At 39.0% G+C, this 25,631-nt stretch carries 23 protein-coding genes; 20 read left to right on the top strand and 3 right to left on the bottom strand.

Going from position 1 to position 25,631, the window contains the following annotated elements:
- Positions 1-2: 2 nt before the first annotated feature.
- Positions 3-758: a hypothetical protein gene (locus PHAL_RS0101380; RefSeq protein WP_016706607.1), complete on the bottom strand. Its 756-nt coding sequence runs from the start codon at positions 756-758 to the stop codon at positions 3-5.
- Positions 759-1,118: 360 nt separating this feature from the next.
- On the opposite strand from PHAL_RS0101380, the gene PHAL_RS23730 reads away from it, so the two are divergent.
- The 13 genes from PHAL_RS23730 to PHAL_RS0101315 all read left to right on the top strand — a co-directional run bounded on the left by PHAL_RS23730 (position 1,119) and on the right by PHAL_RS0101315 (position 18,460).
- Complete coding sequence (locus tag PHAL_RS23730) at positions 1,119-2,828, top strand: polysaccharide lyase family 7 protein (protein ID WP_084440771.1); 1,710 nt, start codon at positions 1,119-1,121, stop codon at positions 2,826-2,828.
- A gap of 208 nt (positions 2,829-3,036) precedes the next feature.
- Positions 3,037-4,308, top strand: a complete 1,272-nt coding sequence (locus PHAL_RS0101370) for a sugar MFS transporter (RefSeq protein ID WP_016706605.1) — start codon at positions 3,037-3,039, stop codon at positions 4,306-4,308.
- A gap of 436 nt (positions 4,309-4,744) precedes the next feature.
- Positions 4,745-6,634, top strand: a complete 1,890-nt coding sequence (locus tag PHAL_RS0101365; protein ID WP_016706604.1) for a methyl-accepting chemotaxis protein — start codon at positions 4,745-4,747, stop codon at positions 6,632-6,634.
- 43 nt (positions 6,635-6,677) lie between these two features.
- Complete coding sequence (locus PHAL_RS0101360; RefSeq protein ID WP_016706603.1) at positions 6,678-7,763, top strand: GGDEF domain-containing protein; 1,086 nt, start codon at positions 6,678-6,680, stop codon at positions 7,761-7,763.
- Between the two features lie 13 nt (positions 7,764-7,776).
- A complete protein-coding gene (locus tag PHAL_RS0101355; RefSeq protein ID WP_016706602.1) occupies positions 7,777-8,394 on the top strand; it encodes a DsbA family protein in 618 nt (205 codons plus the stop codon).
- 276 nt (positions 8,395-8,670) lie between these two features.
- Positions 8,671-9,423, top strand: coding sequence for a DUF3450 domain-containing protein (locus PHAL_RS0101350; RefSeq protein WP_016706601.1), 753 nt, complete (start codon positions 8,671-8,673; stop codon positions 9,421-9,423).
- A gap of 13 nt (positions 9,424-9,436) precedes the next feature.
- Positions 9,437-10,804, top strand: coding sequence for a MotA/TolQ/ExbB proton channel family protein (locus PHAL_RS0101345; RefSeq protein ID WP_016706600.1), 1,368 nt, complete (start codon positions 9,437-9,439; stop codon positions 10,802-10,804).
- A 3-nt stretch (positions 10,805-10,807) separates the two neighbouring features.
- On the top strand, positions 10,808-11,335 hold the full coding sequence (locus tag PHAL_RS0101340) for a MotA/TolQ/ExbB proton channel family protein (RefSeq protein ID WP_016706599.1): 528 nt from the start codon (positions 10,808-10,810) through the stop codon (positions 11,333-11,335).
- A gap of 47 nt (positions 11,336-11,382) precedes the next feature.
- Positions 11,383-11,796, top strand: coding sequence for an ExbD/TolR family protein (locus tag PHAL_RS0101335; RefSeq protein WP_016706598.1), 414 nt, complete (start codon positions 11,383-11,385; stop codon positions 11,794-11,796).
- 12 nt (positions 11,797-11,808) lie between these two features.
- Entirely contained in the window at positions 11,809-12,414 is a 606-nt protein-coding gene (locus tag PHAL_RS0101330) for an energy transducer TonB (RefSeq protein ID WP_029215970.1), read from the top strand.
- A gap of 18 nt (positions 12,415-12,432) precedes the next feature.
- Positions 12,433-13,740, top strand: coding sequence for a tetratricopeptide repeat protein (locus tag PHAL_RS0101325; RefSeq protein ID WP_016706596.1), 1,308 nt, complete (start codon positions 12,433-12,435; stop codon positions 13,738-13,740).
- A gap of 316 nt (positions 13,741-14,056) precedes the next feature.
- Entirely contained in the window at positions 14,057-15,661 is a 1,605-nt protein-coding gene (locus PHAL_RS0101320; protein WP_016706595.1) for a hypothetical protein, read from the top strand.
- A gap of 96 nt (positions 15,662-15,757) precedes the next feature.
- Positions 15,758-18,460, top strand: coding sequence for a TonB-dependent receptor domain-containing protein (locus PHAL_RS0101315; RefSeq protein ID WP_016706594.1), 2,703 nt, complete (start codon positions 15,758-15,760; stop codon positions 18,458-18,460).
- A gap of 215 nt (positions 18,461-18,675) precedes the next feature.
- Here PHAL_RS0101315 and PHAL_RS0101310 read toward each other — a convergent pair whose 3' ends face one another.
- A complete protein-coding gene (locus PHAL_RS0101310; RefSeq protein WP_016706593.1) occupies positions 18,676-19,083 on the bottom strand; it encodes a hypothetical protein in 408 nt (135 codons plus the stop codon).
- A 365-nt stretch (positions 19,084-19,448) separates the two neighbouring features.
- Between PHAL_RS0101310 and asd the strand changes: the two genes are divergently transcribed.
- Entirely contained in the window at positions 19,449-20,588 is a 1,140-nt protein-coding gene (gene asd, locus PHAL_RS0101305) for an aspartate-semialdehyde dehydrogenase (RefSeq protein ID WP_016706592.1), read from the top strand.
- Positions 20,589-20,762: 174 nt separating this feature from the next.
- Positions 20,763-22,847: a TonB-dependent siderophore receptor gene (locus tag PHAL_RS0101300; protein ID WP_016706591.1), complete on the top strand. Its 2,085-nt coding sequence runs from the start codon at positions 20,763-20,765 to the stop codon at positions 22,845-22,847.
- Between the two features lie 72 nt (positions 22,848-22,919).
- On the opposite strand, the gene PHAL_RS0101295 is transcribed toward PHAL_RS0101300, so the two are convergent.
- Positions 22,920-23,723 carry an ion transporter gene (locus PHAL_RS0101295; RefSeq protein ID WP_029215969.1) on the bottom strand — a complete coding sequence of 268 codons (804 nt, stop codon included), beginning with the start codon at positions 23,721-23,723 and terminating at the stop codon, positions 22,920-22,922.
- Positions 23,724-23,825: 102 nt separating this feature from the next.
- On the opposite strand from PHAL_RS0101295, the gene PHAL_RS0101290 reads away from it, so the two are divergent.
- From PHAL_RS0101290 to PHAL_RS0101270, 5 genes are read left to right on the top strand one after another with little or no spacing between them, the layout of a single operon-like run.
- Complete coding sequence (locus tag PHAL_RS0101290; protein WP_016706589.1) at positions 23,826-24,047, top strand: hypothetical protein; 222 nt, start codon at positions 23,826-23,828, stop codon at positions 24,045-24,047.
- Positions 24,040-24,321: a hypothetical protein gene (locus PHAL_RS0101285; protein WP_016706588.1), complete on the top strand. Its 282-nt coding sequence runs from the start codon at positions 24,040-24,042 to the stop codon at positions 24,319-24,321. Before PHAL_RS0101290 ends, PHAL_RS0101285 begins: the two co-directional genes overlap by 8 nt.
- An 8-nt stretch (positions 24,322-24,329) precedes the next feature.
- Complete coding sequence (locus PHAL_RS0101280) at positions 24,330-24,782, top strand: hypothetical protein (protein WP_016706587.1); 453 nt, start codon at positions 24,330-24,332, stop codon at positions 24,780-24,782.
- 58 nt (positions 24,783-24,840) lie between these two features.
- Positions 24,841-25,035, top strand: coding sequence for a YwbE family protein (locus PHAL_RS0101275; RefSeq protein ID WP_016706586.1), 195 nt, complete (start codon positions 24,841-24,843; stop codon positions 25,033-25,035).
- Complete coding sequence (locus tag PHAL_RS0101270) at positions 25,032-25,550, top strand: DUF4240 domain-containing protein (protein WP_016706585.1); 519 nt, start codon at positions 25,032-25,034, stop codon at positions 25,548-25,550. Before PHAL_RS0101275 ends, PHAL_RS0101270 begins: the two co-directional genes overlap by 4 nt.
- Positions 25,551-25,631 lie beyond the last annotated feature (81 nt).

The raw sequence follows: 25,631 nt of genomic DNA, 5'->3' as shown, positions 1-25,631 counted from the left end.
TGTTAAAACTGATACGATGCACTAATAATTGGCCCATGGGTGATGGTTTTGTATTCAAAATAACTTTTATCATCTTCATCACCTGTATGGTAATTCACGTATGTGCCTTTGTACAAAGCAGAAACGTCCCAATGATCGCTAAACTTATAACTAACCCCTAGTTTTAAGCTTGCTGTTAGTTTGGCCGATAAGCCAAACCCACCTATATCGCCCGATGAAGTGAATAACCAGTTATCTGCAAGCTGTTTATCCACTTTAAAACCTAATATAAGATCGACCCAATCTTCATCTCGGTCGACTAATGATGTCGATGGTAACCTATTGGGCTCAAGGTTAAATTCATAACTGTTATCCCAACGACGTAGACCAACATAATTAATCCATTCTCCTAAACTAGGGCTAGACTGTTTATACGCAACGGAGACTTCTAATACGCCTTGCCTGACTCTTGCATCAAGCACGCCTAAAGCGGGTTGTGACAAAGACTTACTTAAATCCATAAAAGCCCAATCAAACATTAAGCCCCAATTACTTTCATGAAAAGCTTCACCTCTAAGCATAAATCCACTATCAAGGTTGTTTAATATGGTGTCAAAATTCACTTCCAGCGGTGTATCCACAGTACCAATTGTTGAATCACCGTCGATATTGGTGAACATCAAATAAGGTTCAATTTTCAAATCCCATGATTCACTGTGAGCATATGAACTAACGAAACAAGAAATAGTTGTTAGCAAATAAGGAAGTGTTTTATTCATGTTTAGTCCTTGTGCATAAATTAGTATCACTAATTTAGTATAGTTCGCTATTTTTGTTTTGCTCTGGTCTTTTAATTTATTATTGATATTAAATTGGTATTTTGTATTGGTAACTTAAATTGGTAATGTTTGTTGCTGTCCTTCAATAATTGTTAAACACAGTCGTTAATTAAGTGATTGTTTAGAATGTGTTTATTTTTAATCTTATATGTGGCTTGTTTTTCCATAATTGAGCGTGGTTTTTTTGTTAGTTATTTCTTGATGTTGTGTTAGAGTTTTGTTACTTATGGTTTTTACCAATTCAACTAATTGGTTTTAACCTTTTTTGGGTCGCACACACTGTAAATGTAAGGGTAAGTAATGAGGTTTATACGGCTTTTTTGTAGTATTTTAGTCTGCACGTTGTTGTTTGGGCTTGTTGGCTGTGATTCGTCAACGCCATCGAGCGTTAATACTTCAAATAACAATGGCAATGCTGTTGAAAATGAATTTGATGAACTAGAAAATCAATGGATCAATTTTGATTTTTCTGCTCCTGTAACATTAAGTGCTGTGCATCTTGTATTTTATAAAGGGGATGAACGTACTACTTACTTTAAGTTTGAGTCATCTAACAATAATCAGGATTGGACCACCTTATTAGATACAGGGAGTTCGGCCAATACGACTCAGTTCGAATCTTTTTACTTAGCTAATAATGTTACTGCACGCTATTTTAGAATTGTTGATTTGGGTGATAGCAATGAGACTGCGAATAATATAACGCACATAAAATTCACTTCAGAAACCGATGAAGGTGCCTTAGTTATCCCTGGTTTGATTGAAGCTGAAAATTACACTTCCTCATATGATTCTACGCCAGGAAATCAAGGTGGTGAATTACGTGAGGGGGATGTAGATATTTGGCAAACAACCGATTCATCTGGAAGCTATAGCATAGGTTCTATAACTGATGAAGAGTGGTTAGAGTACGAAATTAATGTTGGTAGTAGTGGCCAATACACTGCCAATTTGCGTATTGCATCTGTTACTGGTAGTGGCTCAATTAGATTGCTTATTGATGGCATAAAAAAAACTGATTTTATTGTTCCTGCAACAACACAATGGGAAACAAAAAGTGTTGATTTAGGAATTTTAACCACGGGAGTGCATACGCTAAAGCTCGCTATGACTGATGGCGATTTCGAACTGAACTGGATTGACTTATATAAAAATACCGCACAGTTAACTGCTTTAAACCCTAATGTAGCGCCTTCAGCTAACTTTGACTTAACTGATTGGTACTTAGGTGTGCCAATTGACGAAAATGGAGATGGTAAATCAGATTCTATATCTGAAACACGGCTCGCTGCAGGTTATGAACATCCGCAATGGTTTTATACAGGCTCTGATGGGGCTATGGTTTTTAAAGTGGAAATCGATGCGCCAAAAACATCAACTAACACGAGCTATAGCCGAAGTGAGCTACGTGAAATGCTTCGCGCTGGTGATACGAGTATTAGTACTCAAGGCATCAACAAAAATAATTGGGTGTTTTCAAGCTATTCTACAGAAGATAAAAATGCCGCTGGTGGAATTGATGGCGAGCTAACAGCTACCTTGAAAGTCGATCACGTAACAACCACAGGCGATAGCTCACAAGTAGGGCGTGTTATCATTGGCCAAATTCATGCCAAGGATGATGAACCTGCTCGTCTTTACTATCGTAAATTAAGCGGCCATAGCAAAGGATCTATTTATTTAGCCCATGAACCCAGTGGTGGCAGTGATCAAATATACGACTTGATTGGCACAAGTAGTAGCAGTGCCGCTAATCCGAATGATGGTATTGAGTTAGGAGAGATATTTAGTTACTCAATTAAAGTAACTGGCAACACGCTGTTGGTCACCATTATGCGTGATGGCAAACCTGATGTTACGCAAAAGGTTGATATGAGTAAAAGTGGTTACCATACAGGCGATGATCAATATATGTATTTTAAAGCCGGTGTTTATAATCAGAATAATACCGGCGATGCGAATGATTACGTGCAAGCCTCTTTTTATAGCTTATCGAATAGCCATAACTAAAATAAAAATAGACTGAGGGGCCTTTGTGGCCCTTGTTAATAAATGAAGCTTTTATTTTTTGGTAAATAATACTATTAAGTAATACTTTTTGAGCTTAGCATGTTTATGAATCGCGTCACAATTTGCGGAACGTTCCAATTAAAATTTTGTGATCTTATTTTCTCAATGTGTAGAATCGTTCTTAACTTGTTAATGGAGTGAAAATCACGTGAGTGAAATAAATACAAATAAAAGCTTTGTCACCGAACAGTCGCAACAAAATAAAAACTACCTGTTACCTTTAACGGCCATGACGACCCTATTTTTTCTCTGGGGATTTATCACAGTTTTAAATGATGTGTTGATCCCACGTTTAAAAGGGGTGTTTGATTTAAGCTACACAGAAGCAATGCTGGTACAGTTCTGTTTCTTTGGTGCTTATTTTATCGTGTCGTTACCTGCCGGCCTGCTAGTCAATAAATTTGGCTATAAGAATGGGGTGCTTACTGGGCTTATTGTTGCATCAATAGGGTGTATGCTGTTTTACCCTGCGGTGGTTGTACACGAATACTGGTTATTTTTAACTGCCTTATTTGTACTGGCTGGTGGTATTACTGTTCTGCAAGTTTCTGCTAACCCATACGTTGTTGCACTTGGTCCTGAGAAAACAGCTTCTTCTAGATTGAACTTAGCTCAAGCACTCAATGCTCTGGGAACCACTGTTGGTCCTTATGTGGGCGGTATATTATTTTTTGGTGCCGCAGGGTCTTTAACTGCAACGGCAGCCACTGCTGAGTCTGTGAAAATCCCTTATTTGGTTTTGGCCGCTGCGTTATTAACCATTGCAGTGGTGTTCGCCTTTTTAAAACTACCGGAAATAGCATCGCATAAAGAAGAAGTAGATTGTAAAACGAAAGGTCACTCTTTAACTCAAGCTCCTCATCTAGTGATGGGAGTTGTGGGGATTTTTTGTTATGTAGGCGGTGAAGTAGCGATCGGTAGTTTTTTAGTTAACTTTTTCGGTGAAGCACATATTGCAGGCCTAGAAGAGCATGCGGCCGCAGCTTTAATTGCCTATTATTGGGGAGGAGCTATGGTAGGGCGCTTTATCGGCTCTGCTTTACTACAAAAAATAGCGCCATCAAAAGCCATTGCATTCAATGCCACTGTGGTAATTGTGCTATTGCTAGTCACTATTTTCACACAAGGGAATATCGCATTATATGCAGTCCTGTCGATTGGCTTATTTAACTCTATATTATTTCCAACTATTTTCTCAGTGGCTATTCAAGGATTAGGTGCATTGACCAGTAAAGGCTCAGGCTGGTTGTGTTTGGCTATTGTTGGTGGTGCGTTGATACCATTAATTCAGGGGGTGGTTGCTGATGTGGTGAATATTCAGATCAGCTTTATTATTCCTGCTCTATGTTATGTCTTTATTGCATGGTATGGATTGAATGTTGTTAAGCTTACTGACAAGTGGCAACACGTTATAAAGTAAATATCAAATATGCTCTGTAAAATTTTTTGAGACACGATAATGCACTTACAAACAGTAAGTGCATTGTTACTTTTTAACGTATAAATCCATAAAGCAGCCTCTCTATACTCATTTCGAGTTTCAAAACAACAAAATAACCTGCGTTGATTTACTATTGAATACGTATTCAGTAGGCTGCTATTAAAAATGTAGTGGAACGTTCCAAAGTAGTTACCCTGAGCAATCAATGGCTTGCTGAATTGGTTTAAAGCTACGATCTGATTAGCTGTGCTGCTTAAGCGTGTTGATTTTTTATTTTGACACTGTGATATTAACCATGCTTTTGTCGTATTTTTGTCTGTGATATGGCTACTTTTTAGGAATAGTTAAGACAAAGTAATTTTATTTTGTTAAAAAGTAAGTTGTTAACAATGATAAAAACAAAAATAGGTATGTTATGCACAGCTCGCTTAAATTTACCACTAAGGTGACTATCGCAGCGTCCGTTGTACTTGTGCTGGTGCTGGGGTTATTCACTATCAATAACTTTATGTCAATGCGCGCGCAGACACAACAGCAACTGTCATTAGTATTACAAGAAAGTTCTCAATCAGTTTCTCAAAATATAGCGAATTGGCTCAATAATAAGCTTGCTATAGTCAAATCGATAGCAAATACTCATCAGCAAAATGATCCTCAGGCATTAACGCTCAATCAGCTTAACACTGCCGAAATGGCGGGGGATTTCAAAAATACTTACATAGGCAAGCCTGATGGTACATTTGTACTTAATGACCAAACTGTGGTGCTACCTGCCGATTACGATGCAACAACCCGCCCTTGGTATAAATTAGTTGAAAACAAAACCAGCACAGCTTTTACCACTCCTTATGTTGATGTGACCACGAATGAATTAACGATCTCTGCGGTAGCACCCATTTTAAATAATGGCCGTTTTAGTGGGGTTGCCGGTGCAGATATTGATATGCAAACAATCACTAAAATAGTCAATGAAATTGACTTTTTAGGGTTTGGTTATGGGTTTTTACTCGACAGTAATGGCCGTATTTTAAGTCATCCTAATACTGAGTTTAATGATCAGAATATGGCTACTTTATTTGGCAAAAATTTGGCGTTACAACCTGAGTTTGTTGAGCTTAAAGTCAATGGTGACGAGCATTTAGTTTCTTTTACACGCATTAAAGGAATTGAAAATGTTGATTGGTATTTAGGCGTTGTGATCAACAAAGATATTGCCTTTTCTTCGGTTGCTTCATTTCGAAACATGGCGGCTATCTACATGTTATTAGGGATTGTAGTAACTATTTTTATGATGCAATTTTCATTGCGTTATTTAATGCAACCAATGCAACGTTTGAATGAAGCAATAAAAGATATTGCCCAAGGAGAAGGTGACTTAACTCGCCGTTTAGAAATTGAAAATGATGACGAATTTGGTGAGTTGTCAGGTTACTTCAATGCCTTTATAGACAAAATTCACACCTCTATCGAACAAGTTAAAACCACTACAGTGGAACTTGAGCGTTCGGTAGAAAGCTTAGTCGAGCAAACGCAATCAACATTAAGAATGTATAGCGACCAAACTAAACGTACAGATAATGTTGCCACGGCAATCAACCAATTGTCATCCAGTGCGATTGAGATATCGAATAGCGCTACTGATGCATCTACGCTTGCAACGGAAGCAAATACACAGTCTGTACAAAGCCAAAATTCATTAACCGATAATATTAACGCGATCGGTGTGTTATCTAACAATATGCAACAAGCTCAAGATATTATTAATCGTGTGGCGGAGCATTCAGCTAGTATCGAGCAAGTACTTGAGGTGATCAAAGGGGTTAGTGAGCAAACTAATTTACTAGCACTAAATGCGGCAATAGAAGCGGCGCGTGCAGGGGAAGCTGGTCGTGGTTTTGCTGTTGTGGCGGATGAAGTACGGCAACTCGCTCATCGTACTCAATTATCAACCCAAGAAATTGAAAACACAGTAAGTCAATTGCAACAGGGCTCAGCAGAGGCTGTCGCGGTTATGAAAGACAGCTTAGTTGAAAGCGAAAACAGCGTAAAACAAGCGCATATAGCGGGCGATAAAATGGCTGCGGTCACTCAATCAATTAAAGCAATTGACGATGTTAATCATGGTGTGGCCAATGCAACAGCAGAACAAAATCAAGTTATTCAATCACTCGATAATGACATTCATACAATAAGTGAGTTATCTCAACAAGGCCAATTAAACTTAAATAATACCTTGGCAGAATGTACGCGCTTAAAAAAACAGTTTGATGAACTTGAGAAAATGGTATTACGTTTTAAAGTTTAGTTAGATTGTTCGTTGTTATGATTTTTAAAAAATAAGATAAATAATGCCTAAGTCACAACCAAGTCAGCCCAGTTGGCTAAATTTAATTAATATTGAAAGTGTTTACAGCGCTGAAAAACAGCGTCGTGCATTTACATTTTTCACGATGATCTCAATAGCAGTGGTATTGATTTCAACATTACTTATTCTCAATTATACGGTTTATGCAACGTTATTAACGGTAATGCTCTTGATTTCCGATGTGACTTTGTTAGGTTGTGCTGTTTACTTTGTTTCGACTGGGCGGTTAACTTGTGTAGCAATATTGGTGCTCAGTATTATTTGTGTTTTATGTTTAGCCTTAGTGTATACCGGTGGTAAGCAAAATACCGCGCTTTATTGGTTGATGTTTTACCCTATTGTCGCTTTTTCAACATTAGGCTTAAGGGTTGGCTTTTTTGTCGTCTCAGTTTTATTAGCATTTACTTGCTTTTTTTTATTTGGTGCTGATATAGGTCAAGTAAGTTATGGTCATGCTGAAAAAGTGCGTTTTACAGCTTCATTCATTTTAGTGTTTTTATTTACCTTCATAGGTGAATACTTTCGTAATAAAAGCCACTTAGAAATTGCCCGGATGACGTTACTGCAAAAGCAAGATGCACATACAGATCAGTTAACTGGGCTTGCAAATCGTCGTTTTGTTAGTAGCCATTTTTTGCCACTTGCAAAATCACGACCTGAGCAGTATTTACCTTTTACAGTATTATTAATCGATCTTGATCATTTCAAAGAGATTAATGATAACTTTGGTCATGACTTTGGCGATCACGTACTCATTGAGTTTAGTAATATGCTTGAAGAGCAGTTACGTTTATCTGATATAAAAGTTCGCTACGGTGGCGAAGAGTTTATGGTAATACTGCCAAAAACTCAGCTGACTGTAGCACTGAGTGTTGCTGATAAGTTTAGGGAACACATTGCCGCACAAACGATAACGTTTACACAGCAGCAATTAACGCGGCTCACCTGTAGTATTGGAGCTGCCCAAGTTACAAAAATTGATGATTTTAATAAATCAGTTAAGCTGGCAGACGAGTATTTATATCAAGCCAAGCGTGAAGGTCGTAATAAAATAGTGTCAAGCAATTAGCAAGGGGATGATAATGAACAGTAGTACTCAGCTTATCTATGTATACGACCCAATGTGCAGTTGGTGTTGGGGGTTTAAAGAATGTTGGCAAAAAATTTACGCTGCGTTAGCCTCTGAGCTCGATATCGTTTATAAAGTCGGTGGACTTGCTGCTGATTCTGATCAGCCAATGCCTGAGAATATGCAACGCTTTTTACAACAAACTTGGCAACGAATTGCTGCTCAGACGGGGGCAAGGTTTAATTTTGACTTTTGGAAAAACTGTCAGCCTCGTCGCAGTACATACCCGGCATGTCGTGCTGTGATTGCTGCTCGCCAATTTGATAAAGAGCAAGCCATGTTACAGACAATTCAACAGGGTTATTATTTGCAAGCACAAAACCCGTCAGATCTATCCACACTTGTGAGCTTTGCACAGCAACTTAACCTCGACAGTGACGTTTTTTTAGCGCGAATGCAAAGTGCTGAACTTGAACAGCAATTACAACAAGAGTTAGCCTATGTTCAGCAATTACCAGTACAAGGCTTTCCATCGTTAGTGCTGCGTCATCAGCAGCAGTATCATGCCATTGCCGTTAATTATACCGATGCGGATGATGTGATAAACCGCATACGAGCGGTACTTAATTGATAAATTTTATTGCAGCTTAGCAGGTGCTTGCTGATAGAGCGCATCTGTTGTTTACCTAGCTGCATAGTCTTATTACGCTATGAGCGTGTACTTCAGCGTGCGGTACCTTAAATAGTAATTCATTATTCGTTTGTTGGCATTTTTTGTAATTTATTGCTGTTGTCATAAAACAGACTTTTTACCGCAACACCTTTGTCATTTTTCATCTATAGAATCTCGTGCATTGATATAAAGCAACTAGCAAATCCGCTAATTTAACGAGTAAAGGTGTATGCGATGAAAGGCGTTAAACCATTGATATTAGCTAGTATTGTTGCCATGAGTGCAACAGTGCAAGCAAATGATCTAGATAAGGTTATCGATAAAAGCAGTGAAATTAATCAATCAGCTGCGCAATCACAAACAAAAATAGACAAGATTGCAGATTCAATGCAAGGGCGTTTACAACAGTTTAAAACTCTCAATAAAGAAATTGATGGTTTAACGGTTTATAACGCTCAACTAAGCAAACAGCTTAGTAATCAAATCAGTGAAATGGAAGCCATTAACCTATCAATGGATCAGGTTTCTATTATTGAACGTCAAATTACCCCATTAATGCTACGCATGGTCACAGGTCTTGAGCAATTTGTTGCACTTGATGTGCCTTTTCTAAAAGAAGAGCGTGCGAAGCGCATTGCTTCACTAAAAGACATGATGGATCGTGCAGATATCAACTCTAGTGAGAAATTTCGCCGCCTTTTAGAAGCGTACCAAGTGGAAGTTGATTATGGCCGCACAATTGAAGCGTATACAGCTTTACTGAGTGTTGAAGGTCAAGAGCGTGAAGTTGATTTTCTTCGTATTGGTCGTTTAGAGCTTATCTATTTAACGCGTGATGGTAAAAATGCAGGGAGCTGGGATCAAAATACCAAGTCATTTGTTGCGTTACCAGACTCAACAATTAGCCAGATCAGTAAAGGTTTACGCATTGCACGTAAGCAACTTGCCCCAGATATGTTAACACTACCAGTACACGCGGCTGAATAAGAGGTTTATGACGATGAAATTATTAACCAAAATGACAAAAATGGCCGCTTTAGTCACTGGCCTTGGTTTTGCCTCTACGTGTATGGCAGCAGAGCCAATTGACTTAGATGCGTTATTAAAAACACTTGAGCAAGGTAAATCTGCACAGTCAGCACAAAACCTGCAACGTGAACAAGCGTTTAAATCGCGTGAAAATGAACAAGTACAAATGCTTAAAGATACTCAGGCAAGACGTAACCAAATGCTTGCTGAGTCTGAGCGCCTTGAAACGCAATTTGAAGAGAATGAAGTAAAATTAGCCAATCTAACAGATACGCTTTCTAACCGTATGGGTTCATTAAAAGAATTGTTTGGTGTACTGCAACAAGTTGCAGGGGACTCAAGTAATAAATTTATGACCTCGGTTGTGTCAGCACAAATCCAAGACCGTAGTAAATTTATGGATGAACTAGCTGTTAAAATGGGTTCAACCTCAAACCTAGCGTCAATCGAAGATATCGAAAAAGTGTGGTATGAACTACAACGCGAAATGACAGAGCAGGGTAAAGTTACCCGCTTCAATACTGATGTAATCGTTGAAGGCGGCGCTAAAGCACAGCAAGAAGTTGTTCGTGTAGGTGCATTTAACCTTATTTCTAACGGTAAATACTTAGAGTATAACGCGGCAACAAATACAATTAGCCAATTAACTCGCCAGCCTGTTGCGCGTTTTACAGCTACGGCAGAAGATCTACAAAATACAGACTCTGGCGTTGTGCAATTTGCACTTGACCCAACTGGGGGCTCAATCCTTGGCTTATTAGTTCAAGCGCCTGATACTGAAGAACGAGTTCACCAAGGTGGCACGGTAGGTTATGTCATTTTGGGTGTTGGTCTTGTTGCTCTACTTATCGCTATTGAGCGTTTCTTATCGCTGATGTTAATTGGTGGCAAAGTTCGTCGCCAGCTTAAAGACAGTGTCGCACGTGATGACAATCCACTTGGTCGTGTAATGAAAGTTAAAGATCAATACCCAGATGTTGCATACGATACACTTGAGCTTAAATTAAGCGAAGCAATTCTACGTGAAATGCCAAAGATCACCCGTAATCTAACGCTTATTAAAATTATCTCAGTGGTTGCGCCGTTACTTGGTCTACTCGGTACCGTAACCGGTATGATCAATACCTTCCAAGCAATCACCCTGTTCGGTACTGGTGACCCTAAACTAATGGCGGGGGGGATTTCACAAGCACTCGTTACAACGGTACTTGGTCTTGTTGTGGCAATCCCCACTGTGTTTTTATACACCTTGCTTAACACGCGCGCTAAAAACATCTTGTTAATCATTCAAGAGCAAAGCGCAGGTATTATCGCTGAACGTAGCGAGAAAGGAGCATAAACCATGGTGCTATTGATTGATTCAATCAATGCTATCCGTGATTTTCTCGACACTGGTGGCCAAGTCCTCTTGGTCATCGGAGTGTTAATCTTCGCGATGTGGTTATTGATACTCGAGCGATTTATATTTTTCTTTCAAGGTTATAAGCACTACAAGCGTGATGTTAAAGCAAATTGGCACAATCGCCCTGAGCGTAATAGCTGGCATGCAGAGCAAATACGTCAAGCCATGATCTCACGCGCTGGTATTAAGCTTAATGCCAACTTAGCGTTAATCAATGTCATGGTTGCACTATGTCCGTTACTTGGCTTATTAGGCACAGTAACGGGAATGATAGAAGTATTTGATGTTATGGCCGTAACAGGTACGGGGAGTGCACGCTCAATGGCATCTGGTGTTTCTAAGGCGACTATCCCGACAATGGCGGGGATGGTTGGCGCACTGTCTGGTGTATTTGCTTCTACATTTTTACAACGCCGTGCTAAGCGTGAAGTAGAGCTACTTGAAGATAACATGGTTTTAGACCACTAATAAAATTTGTAAAGCAGTCAACGGGCTGCTTTACCAAGGAGTAAACGATGAGAGCCCCATTAGGTAATTTATTACAAGAAGACGAAGCAGAAGAAATTAACATGACGCCAATGCTAGATGTTGTTTTTATCATGCTTATCTTCTTTATTGTTACAGCATCATTTGTGAAAGAAGCCGGTATTGATGTTAATCGCCCAGAAGCAGCAACAGCCGTTAAAAAAGAACGTGCAAATATATTAGTTGCAATTTCTGATACGGGTGAGATTTGGATTAATAAACGTAAAGTCGATGAACGTGCGGTACAAGCAAACATTGAACGTTTAAAAGCAGAAAACCCACAAGGTAGCGTTGTGATCCAAGCGGATAAAAAAGCCACCACAGAAGTATTAATTAAAGTGATGGATGCATCACGTGCTGCAGGTGCGTTTGACGTTTCAATTGCTGCGCAAGAAGCATCATAAGGAACTGATATGTTGCGATATTTAGTTGCATTAGTCATTGCCGGTGTTGTTACCTTTATGCTTTTTTTAGGTATGCAAGCATTGATCACCGGCGGCGAAGGGGCAATGAGTGAGCCTGTCAAAGGTAACGTACTTGATTTTGTTCGTCTTAAAAAAGAAGAAACAGTTCAAAAGAAAGAGCGTAAACCGCAAAAGCCACCAACACCAAAAGAGCCGCCTCCGCCTATGGAATCACCGCAAATGCAAAACAGTGATCCAAATGCATCGGCGTCTAACTTTGATTTTGGTGCCAGTGTCGATGCCGATGTAAGTTTAGGTGGTGGGTTGGCACTTGATTCAAGTGATGGTGAGTACCTACCAATTGTGAAAGTAGCTCCTGTGTATCCGCGCAGAGCACTATCGCGTGGTATCGAAGGGTATGTGATTGTTGAGTTTACAGTAACCAAGCAAGGTACTGTTCGTGATGCGAAAGTAGTGAAAGCTGAACCTGAATCCTTGTTTGACCAAGCTGCAATGGACGCGGCACTTAAGTTTAAATATAAACCACGTGTGATCGACGGTGAAGCTGTTGAGGTTGCAGGTGTACAGAATAAAATTTCTTTCCAAATTAACGGCTAGAAACAGAGGATTGCGATTATGAAATTATTAAAAACTGCATTAGCGTGTACTTTTGCTATTGGTACCAGTGTTGCGCTGCCAAGTTTAGTCTCATTGTTGCCAGGAGTTTCGCTTGCGAGCGTTTCTGCACAAGAGCAAAAAACCACAAAAGTGCCTGCACTGCGTGAAAAAGTATATAGCCAATTAGCACGTGCACAAAAGCTTGCTGACGATGGTGATGCAAAAGCTGGCCTTGAAGCGCTTGATAGTATTAATGAGCGTTCTTCAAGTATGAACTCATATGAAATTGCTATGATGCATAACTTTTACGGCTTCATTTACTATAACGAAAATGACTTGCCTAAGGCGATAGCCGCTTTTGAGAAAGTAATTGCTGAAGAGGGTATTCCTGAAAGTTTACGTGTGAGTACCACGTTTAGCTTAGCGCAACTTGCTATGGCTAATAGTGACTATAACAAAGTTATTGATTTTTTAGCTAAGTGGGATCAAATCAATACAAAAGAAAAAACCGACGCCTATTATGTGTTGAAATCACAAGCGTATTATCAGTTAAAAGAGTATCAAAAAGGTGTTGATAATATTAATCAGGCTATTGCGTTAAGTGATAGCCAAGGGAAAGAGCCAAAAGAAAATTGGTTAATTCTGCAACGAGCGATGTATTACTCACTTAATCAAACTGACAATGTTGTTGCTGTTCTTGAGCGTATGGTTAAGCTTTATAACAAGCCAGAATATTGGGTACAACTCGGCGGCATGTATGGCGAAACAGGTAAAGAAAAACAACAATTAGCAGTGCTTGAAGCCGCATATCAGCAAGGTTTTCTTACGTCAAAATCAGATTTACGTCAACTTTCCCAAGTGTACTTATATAACGGCTTAGCATATAAAGCGGCTGTTGTGATGAGTAAAGGGATTGACTCTGGTGTTGTTGAAAAGTCAGCTAAAAATTATGCGTTTATTGCAGAAGCCATGGTTCAGGCTAAAGAAGATGATAAATCAGTTAGTTACTTTGCAAAAGCGGCGGATCTTTCAACGCACGGTAAATATGAGCAGCGTTTAGCTGAGGTGTATGTAAATTTAGAGCAATACGAAGAAGCCGCAGATGCAGCGCGTAAAGCACTTGATAAAGGTTCTCTTGATTTTGAATCTAATGCTTATGTCGCATTAGGTATGGCGCAATATAGTATGCAAAATTTTGAGGCCTCTATATTAGCGTTTGAACAAGCTGAGAAACACAAAAAATCGCAGCGACTGGCTGAACAATGGATAAAATATGTTAAGCGTGAAAAGTTACACGCGGAAACATTACGCACTGCGTTGTTATAATTTGCCACCGCTATTTTTGTAATTTAACCCCTCCCAGTTTGATTACAAAACACGTTTTATAATCGCAACACCAAAACCGCCTTCGGGCGGTTTTTTTCGTGGTAATTTCTCCTAACAAATTGTTATTTAATTAAATTACATTGTCATTTTATGTTTATGAAAGTGTAACTGTATTGTCACACAGCTCCCGTAAAGTATCCCTCGTTGAAAAAGTTAAGTGACCTTAATACATGGTTTTTGTGTCTTAAAGTGACCTACAGAAAACTTAATGCGCTAATAAAATAACTAAATATTAATTACCCAAATGGAGTGAACAATGAAATTATCTGGCTTATTTAAAATCAGTCTTGTGGCTGCTGCTATGACGCTTGCAGGTTGTGGAGGAGATATTGAGATCACCCCAACTGTTAACGATAATAGTACGACTACAGATAACAGTGTGAATAATTCTAATAATACTAGTGGTGGTGGTAACACTGATGATTTTGAGTGTGCTAGTTACGAGTCAGATGCAGGTACTGTACAAGGTATTTTTGATGGTAAAGATTGTACGTACAATGATTCATTCGCAAGTAAATCTATTGAGATCACTAGTAATATAACTTTCAAAGAAATCCCAGATGGTGGTGTTCACTTATTCTCCGATGCCTTACTAATTGGCAACGATGGTGATACAACAAGCGGTTTTGTTGTGCCGGAAAATGGGCCTACTTTAACAGTAGAGCCTGGCGCAACACTTGCTTTTCAATCTGGTGAAGCAATAATTCGTATTGCCCGAGGTGCTAAAATTCAAGCAAACGGTACAGAAGCTAAACCAATTACATTCACGTCTGCAAATGCTTTTGACCGTTTTGATAGTGCAGGTAATGGCGCTCGTTATGCTGATTGGGGCGGTATCATAATCAACGGTAACGGCATTACTGATCAATGTACTGATGCAGAGCGAGCAGCAACTACATGTAATGTGCCATCTGAAGGTATTACAAGTTACTTTGGCGGTAATGATAATAGTGACTCAAGCGGTAGCATTAAGTGGGCTAAAATTTGGTATGCAGGTTCAGGCCCTAAAGTGGGTGGTGAAGGCGATGACCTTAACTCACTAACGCTTAATGCTGTGGGTTCCGGTTCAGCATTTGATTACTTGCATATCCACCAAGGTTTTGATGACGGTATCGAGTTTTTTGGTGGTGCAGCGACAATTAAACACATTGTTGTTACTGATACGCAAGATGATTCATTTGACTTCGATGCAGGTTGGCAAGGTAAAGGTCAATTCTTATTTGTTCAACACGGCACTGTAACACTTGCTGATGGCACAATTGCAAATATGGGTAATAATGGTTTTGAATCAGACGGTGTTAAAGGTGAATCTTCTGCTGAAGTGGCACCAAGTAATCCAACCCTAGCAAATATTACGGTTATGACTACTGACGCTAAGTCAGTACGTGATGATGACCCTTCACAAGCTTTTAAGTTTGACGATGAGTTTAATGCTAATATTTATAATGCTTTGTTAGTTAAGAAAAATGCAGTGGAATCGAGTTGTATCGAGCTTTCTTCTGAGGGAGAAAAAAAAGCCGATAAAATTATGTTTAATAATTCTGTTATGGCTTGTTCATCAAACTTCGCAGAAACAGATACATTTGCGGGTGGCCCATTAGCAGCTCAAACAAAAGCTTCTTGGTTTGAAAATGGCGGTAGTAGTGAAATTTTAACTGATGATGTTGTAGTATTCGCTGATAATGGCTTCGCTACTAATACAGCCTCTACAGATATAACAATCGCTGCTAATGATTTAACTATTCTTGATGATAGCTTTTTCGAAACTGTGGATTACATCGGTGCAGTATCTGATCAAGATACTAGCTCTAGCTGGTACAAGTGGGTTGAAACTGCTCTTGCAGCAGCTGCTCAAGACTAATACCTGCTCATTTAGAGTTATGAAATGTAGGCGCCTTCATGCTTAGTCACAAGCAATTGGCGCCTGTTTTTTATCAAATTGATTAGGATGTAAATCATGTCAAAACAATATAGGCTGAGTAAACTGTCACTCGCAATTGGCCTGGGATTGTTTATTCACACTAGTTATGTAAGCGCAGCTGACGAACAACTCGAAAATAACGAAATTGAAGAAGTTGTTGCTGTTGGTACACGCCTTCAAGGTAGCGCAGCTGCCGTAGTTGAAGAGCGTAAAAATCAAGCTTTTGTTGCAGATATACTAGGTGCTGAACAACTTTCAAGAACTGGTGATAGTGATGCTGCATCTGCACTTCGCCGGGTTACTGGTTTAACGCTCGTAGATGGTAAATTTATTTATGTGCGTGGTTTAGGTGAACGTTATTCAAGTGCTCGCTTAAATGGTGCATATGTTCCAAGTCCAGATTTAACTAGAAATGTACTGCCATTAGATATATTCCCAGCGAGTATTATTGAGAGTATGGCGGTACAAAAAGCCTACTCGCCAGATATGCCAGCAGCGTTTGGTGGTGGTAATATAGATATTCGCACTAAATCAATTCCATCAGAGTTTACTGCTGGCGTTGAACTTGGAGTTGGGTATAACACTTCTGCTAATGATGGTTATAAATATTCAGGATCAGACAGTGCAATTCCACAAGCATTAAAAGATGCAATTGTGCAATACCACGGTAACTTTAGTGTTAGTAATATTGTAAGCAGAGACCTTTTAGTTGATAGTGAACAAGGCACTCGCGCTGAGCAAGCTACGGCTATTAATAACCAATTACTTAAATCACTGCCGCGAAATTATGCATTAGAAGAAGATTCAATTGATCCCGAATATGGTGTTAAAGCGCATATAGGCGATAGTTACGAAGAGTCTTATTTTGGTGGCAAAATCGGTTTTTTACTCTCTGGTGCCTATGTAAATGAATGGGATTCTAGAACACAGTTCTCATCAGTTATTACACAAGATCAAGAGGATTTAGAAAACTGCTCAACTACGTTGAAAACATCGGAAGATGTTGCCGCATCTTGTTACAATACATTAAAAGACTCTACAGTTACGACTGAAAACGAGCGCTATAACTTAACTGGAAGTGTTGGTTATTCTTATAAAACTCATAGTATTTCAGCGCAGCATTTATACATTGTAGATAATGAGGATGAAACTGAAGTTTCAATTTCTCAAAGCCCTGCGGGCAGTTCTACATTTAGTATTGCAGGTAATGGCATTGCAAACCGTAACCATGAGTTTAACCTAGAGCAAAGAGAGTTAAATATTAGCCAATTTTTAGGCCAACATACTTTCCTTGATTACTGGGGGGTTGGTTTTGATTGGCAATATACACGCTCTGAAGCGACTACAGATATTCCAACAAATGCTAACTATAAATTTAGAGACCAATACGATAGTGAAGGTAATTACGCTGGGTCAACAATCACAGGTGATGACAACCGTGTGATCATGTCTTATACAGACATGGAGGAGCATGTTACTTCATACGGTGGTAATTTTAACCTGCCACTTACTTTTGATTCTATGGAGGTAGAATTCAAAGTTGGTTATGATTTTTCAGATAGAGCACGTGTGTATAATACATCAAGCTTTACAGTTAATAACAGCTCAGGCTCACCAATCACAATAAACGATGGTACAAATGATCCTCTTGCTAATAGCGGTTATCTTTCAGATGAGTTTATCGATAATAATGGTGTCTTAGTCGACTTTAATGAGCCAACAGCTCCTGATGCTGATGATTATATCGCTGCGCAAAAAATAGATGCAGGATACGGTTCTTTTGATGTTATCTATGATCAATGGCTACGTGTTAGCGGTGGTATTCGTTATGAGCAGTTTAGTCAATCATCTGTGGGTACTTCGAGTTTAATCTTTGATGGTGAAGACCTACAAAATATTTGGTCTCCTGAAAAGATTGAGGCAGGGACTATCTTAGAAGATGATTGGTATCCAGCTCTGTCGTTAACCTACCTAGGCGGTGAAGATTATCAAATTCGTGCTGGCTATGGTGAAACTGTTGTTCGACCTGACTTTCGTGAAGTTGTACCGGTTACATACTTTGATCCGCTCACTGATATTCGTACATTTGGACGTGTTGGCCTCAAAAGCAGCCCGATTAAAAACTACGATTTACGTTATGAATACTATGGCCAAGCTGGTAACTCATTCAGCGTAGCTGCATTCTATAAAGATATTCAAGCGCCAATTGAAACAGTATTAAGAGTCGGCGACGATGATTACTCTGCTAGTTTTGTTAATGGCGATACAGCAGAAGTTTACGGTGTTGAAGCAGAGTGGTTACAAGACCTTACAATGCTAACTGAAGGTCTTTTCACCAGTGGTAATATTACATTGAGTGACTCCGAAGCGACTATCGACCCTGCATTAGCTGGTAATTTAACTAATCCTAAAAAGCGTATGACAGGTCATTCAAAATATGTCGTTAATATGCAATTAAACTATGATTCACCCGATGGTATTCATAGTGCATCATTAGTCTATAACGTTTTTGGTGAACGTATTCTTGCTGCGGGTGTTGCGGGTCGTGATGATGCGTATGAGCAACCATTTAACTCATTGGATTTAGTTTATACTTGGTATCCAAATTTTAACTCTAAAGTTAAATTCAAAGTACAAAACTTACTTAATGAAGATAAAGAGGTTACTCAGTCAGATATCATTGTTCGTTCACGTGATGAAGGCACTGAACTAAGTATCAGTTACTCTTACGAGTTCTAAAACATAGCCTAGGAAGGCGAATATAAAAACTTACAATAATTGCCCTACCTTGTGTAGGGCTTTTTTATTGTCGTGGCTTATTGTGCATACATACTTTTATATGGCGTTATTATTAGGATTAAGATTTTAAACAGATAGGTCAGGGATTTTAAACTGCAGATACAGTGAGGCTTTATAAGAACCCAGAAATATAATTCTGGGTTCTTTTGTGGACTCTAGTTACCGCATTTTATGCTTGCATACAAAGGATAGCACTGGTTTTTACTCCCAGTACTTTTTGAAGCCCATGCGCTATCGTACCAATCGTATTCTGCATAGGAAGACTCATCTTCACCACATTTTACAGCACTGCCAGTTACTTCCTCTTTATAGCCTTGCTCTTTGCAAAATTGGTTGCCAGATAATGAACCGACAAAAAAGTTTCTATAACTATTATTTACTCGTACGGTAGGGTTGATATATGTCGCTGTAGATAAGCTGGTTGTGGAACCTGTTACTTGCTCAACACTGGTTGTTGAGCTGGCAAAAGATGTATTCGATTCTACATTGATTTCGTTAGCCTGTGCTGATACACCTAAAGATAACAAGACTACAATTAGGCTAGATAAGTATGATGTTTTCATTTGTTTGATTCCTTTTAAAAAATAAAATAATACACAATACATCTAACTTCAAAGTGCAAGTTCATTGTAAATCTTATTTATTGCATTTCTATTAACCTATTTAGGAATGAAAATACAGTATGTACACATTAATAAGCTGGGTACTGTAGTTAGTTTCGACGTTAGCTTTGTGCCTTGAAGATTATCTGCTTTAGTTAAGAAGCAAAACAATGTTGTTATCAACAATTGATGATAGATTGAATATGAAAAAATTTTATGTTCTATGAGTAACACTGGTGTTGCCTCGATCACAGTGCTAGATTAACTGTTCTAAAAATTAAATCTCACGCAATGAATTTTAATTTTTAATGAATTAGGTATTTCTTATGACTCAAACAGTGGAACAAACAATGAAAAAAGTAGGATTGGTCGGATGGCGGGGCATGGTTGGCTCTGTATTATTAGAGCGTATGCAACAAGAAAATGATTTTGCTCATATCGACACCACTTTTTTTACTACCTCGCAAACCGGTCAACTTGGCCCTGATTTAGCGGGTCCTGCTAAACCATTACTCGATGCAATGGATTTTGACTCACTCGCGCAAATGGACATTATTATTACCTGTCAAGGTGGTGATTATACCAAAGCCGTTTACCCGCAGTTACGTGAAGCCGGTTGGGATGGTTACTGGATTGATGCAGCGTCTGCTCTTCGTATGAGTGATGACAGTATTATTGTACTCGACCCTGTCAATAAAGATGTGATTGAACAAGGCCTTGAGCAAGGTGTTAAAACCTATGTGGGTGGTAACTGCACGGTTTCACTGATGTTATTAGCGCTGGGTGGTTTATTTGAGCAAGACTTGATTGAGTGGGTAAGCCCAATGACCTATCAAGCAGCCTCAGGTGCTGGTGCGCGTAATATGAAAGAGCTAATCGCTCAAATGGGTTCTATTCACGCAAGTGTTGCTGATAAACTTGCCGACCCACAAGCGGCTATCTTAGAAATTGATAAACTAGTCACGCAGCAAATTGCATCAAGTGATTTGCCGCAAGATCAATTTGGCGTGCCTTTGGCTGGTAGTTTAATTCCTTGGATTGATGTGCCAATGCCATCAGGCCAATCAAAAGAAGAATGGAAAGCGCAAGTTGAAGCGAATAAGATTTTAGGCTCATCTAAACAACCTGTGCCTGTAGATGGTTTATGCGTACGTATTGGTGCCATGCGTTGTCACTCACAAGCAATGACCATTAAATTACGTGAAGATATTAGCGTTGAGAAAATCGAGCAAATTTTAGCATCACATAATGAGTGGGTTAAAGTTATTCCTAATGAGCGAGATATTACAGCTACTGATTTAACACCTGTGAAAGTAACTGGCACGCTTAGTATCCCTGTAGGACGTATTCGTAAATTAGCGATGGGTCCTAAATATATCAGCGCATTTACCGTTGGCGACCAATTATTATGGGGCGCTGCAGAGCCTTTACGTCGTATGCTACGAATTATTGTTGATAACAATTAATTCGTTTTCGCTTTGTTTTTAAAAAGAGGACTATGTCCTCTTTTTTTATTGCTAATATAAATATTCTTCTGTTTTTGTGAATAATCTGTACAGCGTTGTTTTTTGTTCAGTATAATGACTTAAATGTATTTGATAATAATTTAGATTATTGTATAAGCTTAAACAGAGGTGCACATGCGCGTGAGTTACCCCATCAGATTAAATCTATTAACGAAAGCAATTCTGACGGTTATCGCTGTTCCTTTCGGGGGATTTGTTAGTTTTCAATCTCAAGCAGCAGATGATATTGAATCAATTGAAGTTTTCGCTCAGGCATTGAAAATAGATACCCCTGCCCAAGAAACGCCTAAAGCGGTCTCTATCTTAACAAAAGAAGAGCTCGCTATTCGAGCTCCACAAAAATTAGATGAAGCTCTGCGCTATACCTCAGGTGTAACAGTGCAGCCATATGGCGCTGACAATGATACCGATTGGTTTAAAGTACGTGGCTTTGACGCTGCAACTTATCTAGATGGCAATCGTTTATTCCGTGATGGCTATTATACTTGGTTGCTTGAGCCATTTGGCTTGCAGCAAGTTGAAGTTGTTAAAGGCCCTTCAGCGATTTTATTTGGTGAAGCGCCTCCAGGTGGGGTGGTCAATGCGGTTTTAAAAAAACCAAGTTATGCGCCGCCTGGAGAAATACGCTTGGAAGTGGGTAATAACAACCTTAAATCAATTGGCTTAGATGTGTCAGGTCAAGCGAATGAAAGTAACTCAATGCGTTATCGTATGGTTGGTTTATTGAAAAGTAATGACGGTGAACTAAATGGATCACAAAATGATCGTATTTATTTTGCGCCTAGCTTAGAAATTGATATTTCAAATAAAACAATAATGACATTAATGGCAACTTACCTAAAAGACGATGGTACGCCTACTAATCCATTTTTTCCTGCAGCGGGTACGGTTATTGATACGCCTTATGGTCAAATAGATCCTGCTACCAATTTAGGCGAGCCGGACTATGATAAATATAAGCGTAGTCAAATGTCTGTTGGTTACTCCCTCGAACATACCTTGAATGATACATGGGTGTTATCGCAAAAATTTAATTATGGTCATAACGATTTATTTTTACGTAGCGCTTATGCATTTCCAAATTCAGATCCGCAAGCGACACAATTATATCGCGGCATTGTATTTCGTGATGGTAATAATCAAAGTGTAACCCTTGATAATAAAGCTGTTGCTAATTGGAATAGCGCACGCCTTGAACATACGCTACTTGCAGGTATCGATTTACAATATCATGAAACCAATGGTGACGAACAAGATAACTATAGCTTTGGGACCATTGATCCGTGGCAGCCTGAGTATGGTAATTATACAGCCTTAGATTCTGCTAATAATATTGACCGCGAAATAAGCAAATCTCAAGTAAGTGCGTATTCGCAATATCAAGTTAAATTTGATTCACAGTGGATTGCCCTTGTTGGTGCACGTTACGATGAAGTTAAAACAGATAATCAAAGTAATAAACTTGCTCAGCAGCAATCACAAAAAGATGATCAGTTATCACTTAATGCTGGGGTGATGTATTTAGCTGAGAGTGGTTTATCTCCGTATGCCAGTTATGCGCAGTCATTTGAGGTGTTAAGTACGATAGATCCAGCAACGGGAGAGTTATATAAACCGTTGGAAGGTGAACAAGTTGAGCTTGGCGTTAAATACCAACCAAGCTTCATTGATGGTTACATTAACGCATCATGGTTTGATATTACTCAAGAAAATGCTTTGGTAACAAACCCAGCGACGTTTGTTGCCACGCAAACAGGTGAAGTGAGTTCGCAAGGGATTGAGCTGGAAACGGTCACTCAGGCATCGCAAAGTGTTAAATTAACAGCAAGCTACACTTATACTGATGCCACAACCGATGACACCGCTGGGCAAGGTACTAAACAAGCTGGACTTATTCCTAAAAATGCCGCTTCAGTGTGGGTTGATTACGATGCATCGTTTGCGGGTATTAATGGCCTGAATATTGGCTCGGGTCTTCGTTATATGGGGGAGTCAAAAGATAGCCCCGCCAGCAGCGACTTAACAGTTAAAAGTGCCACCCTATGGGATGCGGTTGTAAGCTATAGTATCGCTGAACAATGGCAGCTACAGCTGAACGTGAATAATATTTTAGATAAAGAGTATGTATCAGCATGCGATTACTATTGTTATTACGGACAGTCTCGCTCTGTTGTGTTAAGTGCAAATTATCGCTTCTAGTTAGTGCCAGTACATCAAGCAATTTAATAATTGATAGTGAAAAGGCTGATAGAACCTATCAGCCTTTTTTATTTATTTTTTCTCAAGCAATGCTTTTAATTCATCGAGTTGAGCTTTTAATTGATTAATTTGTCCTTGTGTTGCTGGTAAAGAGTCGACATCTGCTTGTTCTTCTCGGGCGTTACGGTGCTCTTCAGACATAACTTCTAAAATTGCCCCGACCATCATATTTAAAAATACAAACGCCGTTAAAAATATAAAGGTTAAGTAGAAAATCCAGCTTAACTTATAAACCGCCATGGTTTCGTACATGACATCGGTCCAATCTTCGAATGTGGCAATCCTAAATAGTGTTAACATTGAGATTGACACGTCACCCCATAACACGGGGTTTATGTCTGCGAATAACATACTGCCCATTGCGGCATATATGTAGAAAATAACAAACATCAATAATGCGATATACCCCATTTGTGGAATGGCTTTGAGTAATGAGTTAACCAGTAAACGCAGTTCTGGGATCATAGAGACCAGCCGCAAGACGCGGAAGATTCTTAACAATCGGGCAATAAAGATAGTTGATCCCGCTGCAGGGTATAAGCTCCCAACGACGATAATAAAATCAAAAATATTCCAGCCTTTGGAAAAGAAATCCTTGATCCCTTTGCTTGCAACATAGCGGATCACAAGCTCGATTAAGAAGAATATGGTGATCCCAACGTCCATCCAGTGCAGCGCAAATTCAACACTCGGGTGCAATGAGTAAGTGTGTGCACCAACAGTCAATGCAGATACAACAATAACGGCGATAACAAATGATTGAAATATTTTACTTTTATCGATACGCTGGAACAGCTCTTGTAACTGCGACAACATCATAATACGGCCTTAACGGTAGTTAATTTGAAACGTTTGCAATATACAGCAAAACCACGTTTGATGAATTAGTTTTGCGGTATAAAATGTAAGGAATTTTTAATGGTTTTCAATACACTGAAGTTACTTTTTAGTGCTTCAATTGTTTTTATCTTATCGGCGTGCTCATCAGATAGCCGTTATCACGAAATTCAATCTGCGCGTTTAGGTGAATGTAGTTACATGGCCGATAAAGAATACCATGAATGCATTAAGCGCCAAGAAGATAGTTACGACGAATATAAAAAAAATAGAGCCACAGAACAAACAACTAAAAATGACTAAAACAGAAAAACGACTCAACAGTATGCTGCGTAAAGCGTTGACATGTGCTTGTGAAAATATAAAAGACAGTCATAGCGATTTTAGCCACTTAACTCATATAGTTAATTTAAAAAAGCCAACAAATACATTGCAAGTAACCTGCTACTTTGTTGATGACTTAGCATTGTCACACGCTGCGAGTGAGCTGTACTTACCGGCTATTGAAAGTGAGATAAACAAACAACTCACCGTTATAGATATAAAGCCACAGACAATCAATTTTTTAGCAATGTAAGGGAGTTTATGTTTGCGAATTTGACGAATAAACAAAAGCGCCGCAGTTTGTTAACCCTTGCTGTGATATTTTTTATTTTAGGTATTTATCAAAGTACAGCGTCAACTAATGGTATGCCGATGCTTGTTTTTAGTAATGGGTTTATTATCGCAATTGCTTTTTGGGCATTCTCACGACGCTACAGTGAAAAATTTATAAAACAACATGCTTTGGTTAATGCAATAACACGAGTGAACAATCAATTAGTGATAAAACAGGCGCCAATAAAAAAAATAGCTGAGGTTGATATTAGCAGAGTAAGCCAAATCACAATCAGTGATAATTACCTCAGTTGTATCCTTGATGGTAATGGACAAGGTTTTGATTTTCAATTAATTGGGAAAGCGGGTGAGATCAATACACAGGTAAATTCAATTTTAACAGTGAACGAACAACAAACGATTACTATCACTGTAGTTTAATTTGGTGTAGGCCTCACATACCGCTATAATCGAGCCAAATAGTAAAAGAGATATATTTATGGCTGTTCCTACTCGTTCTCAAATTTCCCCTGGCATTGAAGTCAATATTGTTTTAAAACAAGATCAACGCAGTGGTACCCTTACTAATGGTATTGTTTCACGGTTACTGACTAAATCACCCTCTCACCCTCATGGTATTAAGGTGCAATTAGAAGATGGTCAAGTGGGCCGTGTAAAAGAGATTATCTCATGAGCGTGCTTTCATCGAGCGAGTTTTGGCAATTAGTGACTGTTGAAGACAAAACCGCTGAGCCAGAGTCGGTAAGTGAGCGCTTGAAAAGCCTGTTAAGTGATCTAACTGATGATCAACTAATTGAATTTGATAAACAGTTTAGTATCTGTATGCGCCAAAGCTATACGTGGGAATTATTTGGTGCAGCCTTTGTAATGGCGGGTTGTAACGATGACTATGGTTTTTCTGAATTTCGCTGTTGGTTGATTTCTCGTGGTGAGGCCGCCTTTAACGCTGCGCTGGAAAATCCAGATTCACTCGCTGAGTGTACGCCAGTTTATCACCTAAATGAGCAGCCTTATCCGTATTTAGATGAATATGATCTAATAGCCGGGTTGCTTTATGAAGCGCGTAATGACGATGAGTTACCGTTTGTACCATCAGGTCTTGAGCAACCAAAAGGTAAACGTTTTAAAGATAAAGCTAAGTTTTTAAAACTTGCCTACCCGCAGTTGTTTGCTAAGTATTGGCAATAATACGTCGGTTTATTCAATAACTTAGATAAGCATTTAGCTGATTGATGTTATTTTAATTATTGTAGTTATGCTATGCTGATG

Origin of the sequence: Pseudoalteromonas haloplanktis ATCC 14393 (genome assembly GCF_000238355.1) — a bacterium.
GTDB lineage: Bacteria > Pseudomonadota > Gammaproteobacteria > Enterobacterales > Alteromonadaceae > Pseudoalteromonas > Pseudoalteromonas haloplanktis.
This window is presented reverse-complemented; position numbering and strand designations above follow the sequence as displayed.

Coding starts and splice junctions, on each gene's coding strand:
- PHAL_RS23730 (WP_084440771.1), top strand. CDS start 1,119: ATGAGGTTTATACGGCTTTTTTGTAGTATTTTAGTCTGCACGTTGTTG.
- asd (WP_016706592.1), top strand. CDS start 19,449: ATGACTCAAACAGTGGAACAAACAATGAAAAAAGTAGGATTGGTCGGA.
- PHAL_RS0101325 (WP_016706596.1), top strand. CDS start 12,433: ATGAAATTATTAAAAACTGCATTAGCGTGTACTTTTGCTATTGGTACC.
- PHAL_RS0101295 (WP_029215969.1), bottom strand. CDS start 23,723: ATGTTGTCGCAGTTACAAGAGCTGTTCCAGCGTATCGATAAAAGTAAA.
- PHAL_RS0101280 (WP_016706587.1), top strand. CDS start 24,330: ATGTTTGCGAATTTGACGAATAAACAAAAGCGCCGCAGTTTGTTAACC.
- PHAL_RS0101320 (WP_016706595.1), top strand. CDS start 14,057: ATGAAATTATCTGGCTTATTTAAAATCAGTCTTGTGGCTGCTGCTATG.
- PHAL_RS0101350 (WP_016706601.1), top strand. CDS start 8,671: ATGAAAGGCGTTAAACCATTGATATTAGCTAGTATTGTTGCCATGAGT.
- PHAL_RS0101315 (WP_016706594.1), top strand. CDS start 15,758: ATGTCAAAACAATATAGGCTGAGTAAACTGTCACTCGCAATTGGCCTG.
- PHAL_RS0101270 (WP_016706585.1), top strand. CDS start 25,032: ATGAGCGTGCTTTCATCGAGCGAGTTTTGGCAATTAGTGACTGTTGAA.
- PHAL_RS0101355 (WP_016706602.1), top strand. CDS start 7,777: ATGAACAGTAGTACTCAGCTTATCTATGTATACGACCCAATGTGCAGT.
- PHAL_RS0101365 (WP_016706604.1), top strand. CDS start 4,745: ATGCACAGCTCGCTTAAATTTACCACTAAGGTGACTATCGCAGCGTCC.
- PHAL_RS0101290 (WP_016706589.1), top strand. CDS start 23,826: ATGGTTTTCAATACACTGAAGTTACTTTTTAGTGCTTCAATTGTTTTT.
- PHAL_RS0101360 (WP_016706603.1), top strand. CDS start 6,678: ATGCCTAAGTCACAACCAAGTCAGCCCAGTTGGCTAAATTTAATTAAT.
- PHAL_RS0101335 (WP_016706598.1), top strand. CDS start 11,383: ATGAGAGCCCCATTAGGTAATTTATTACAAGAAGACGAAGCAGAAGAA.
- PHAL_RS0101340 (WP_016706599.1), top strand. CDS start 10,808: ATGGTGCTATTGATTGATTCAATCAATGCTATCCGTGATTTTCTCGAC.
- PHAL_RS0101345 (WP_016706600.1), top strand. CDS start 9,437: ATGAAATTATTAACCAAAATGACAAAAATGGCCGCTTTAGTCACTGGC.
- PHAL_RS0101275 (WP_016706586.1), top strand. CDS start 24,841: ATGGCTGTTCCTACTCGTTCTCAAATTTCCCCTGGCATTGAAGTCAAT.
- PHAL_RS0101285 (WP_016706588.1), top strand. CDS start 24,040: ATGACTAAAACAGAAAAACGACTCAACAGTATGCTGCGTAAAGCGTTG.
- PHAL_RS0101300 (WP_016706591.1), top strand. CDS start 20,763: ATGCGCGTGAGTTACCCCATCAGATTAAATCTATTAACGAAAGCAATT.
- PHAL_RS0101380 (WP_016706607.1), bottom strand. CDS start 758: ATGAATAAAACACTTCCTTATTTGCTAACAACTATTTCTTGTTTCGTT.
- PHAL_RS0101310 (WP_016706593.1), bottom strand. CDS start 19,083: ATGAAAACATCATACTTATCTAGCCTAATTGTAGTCTTGTTATCTTTA.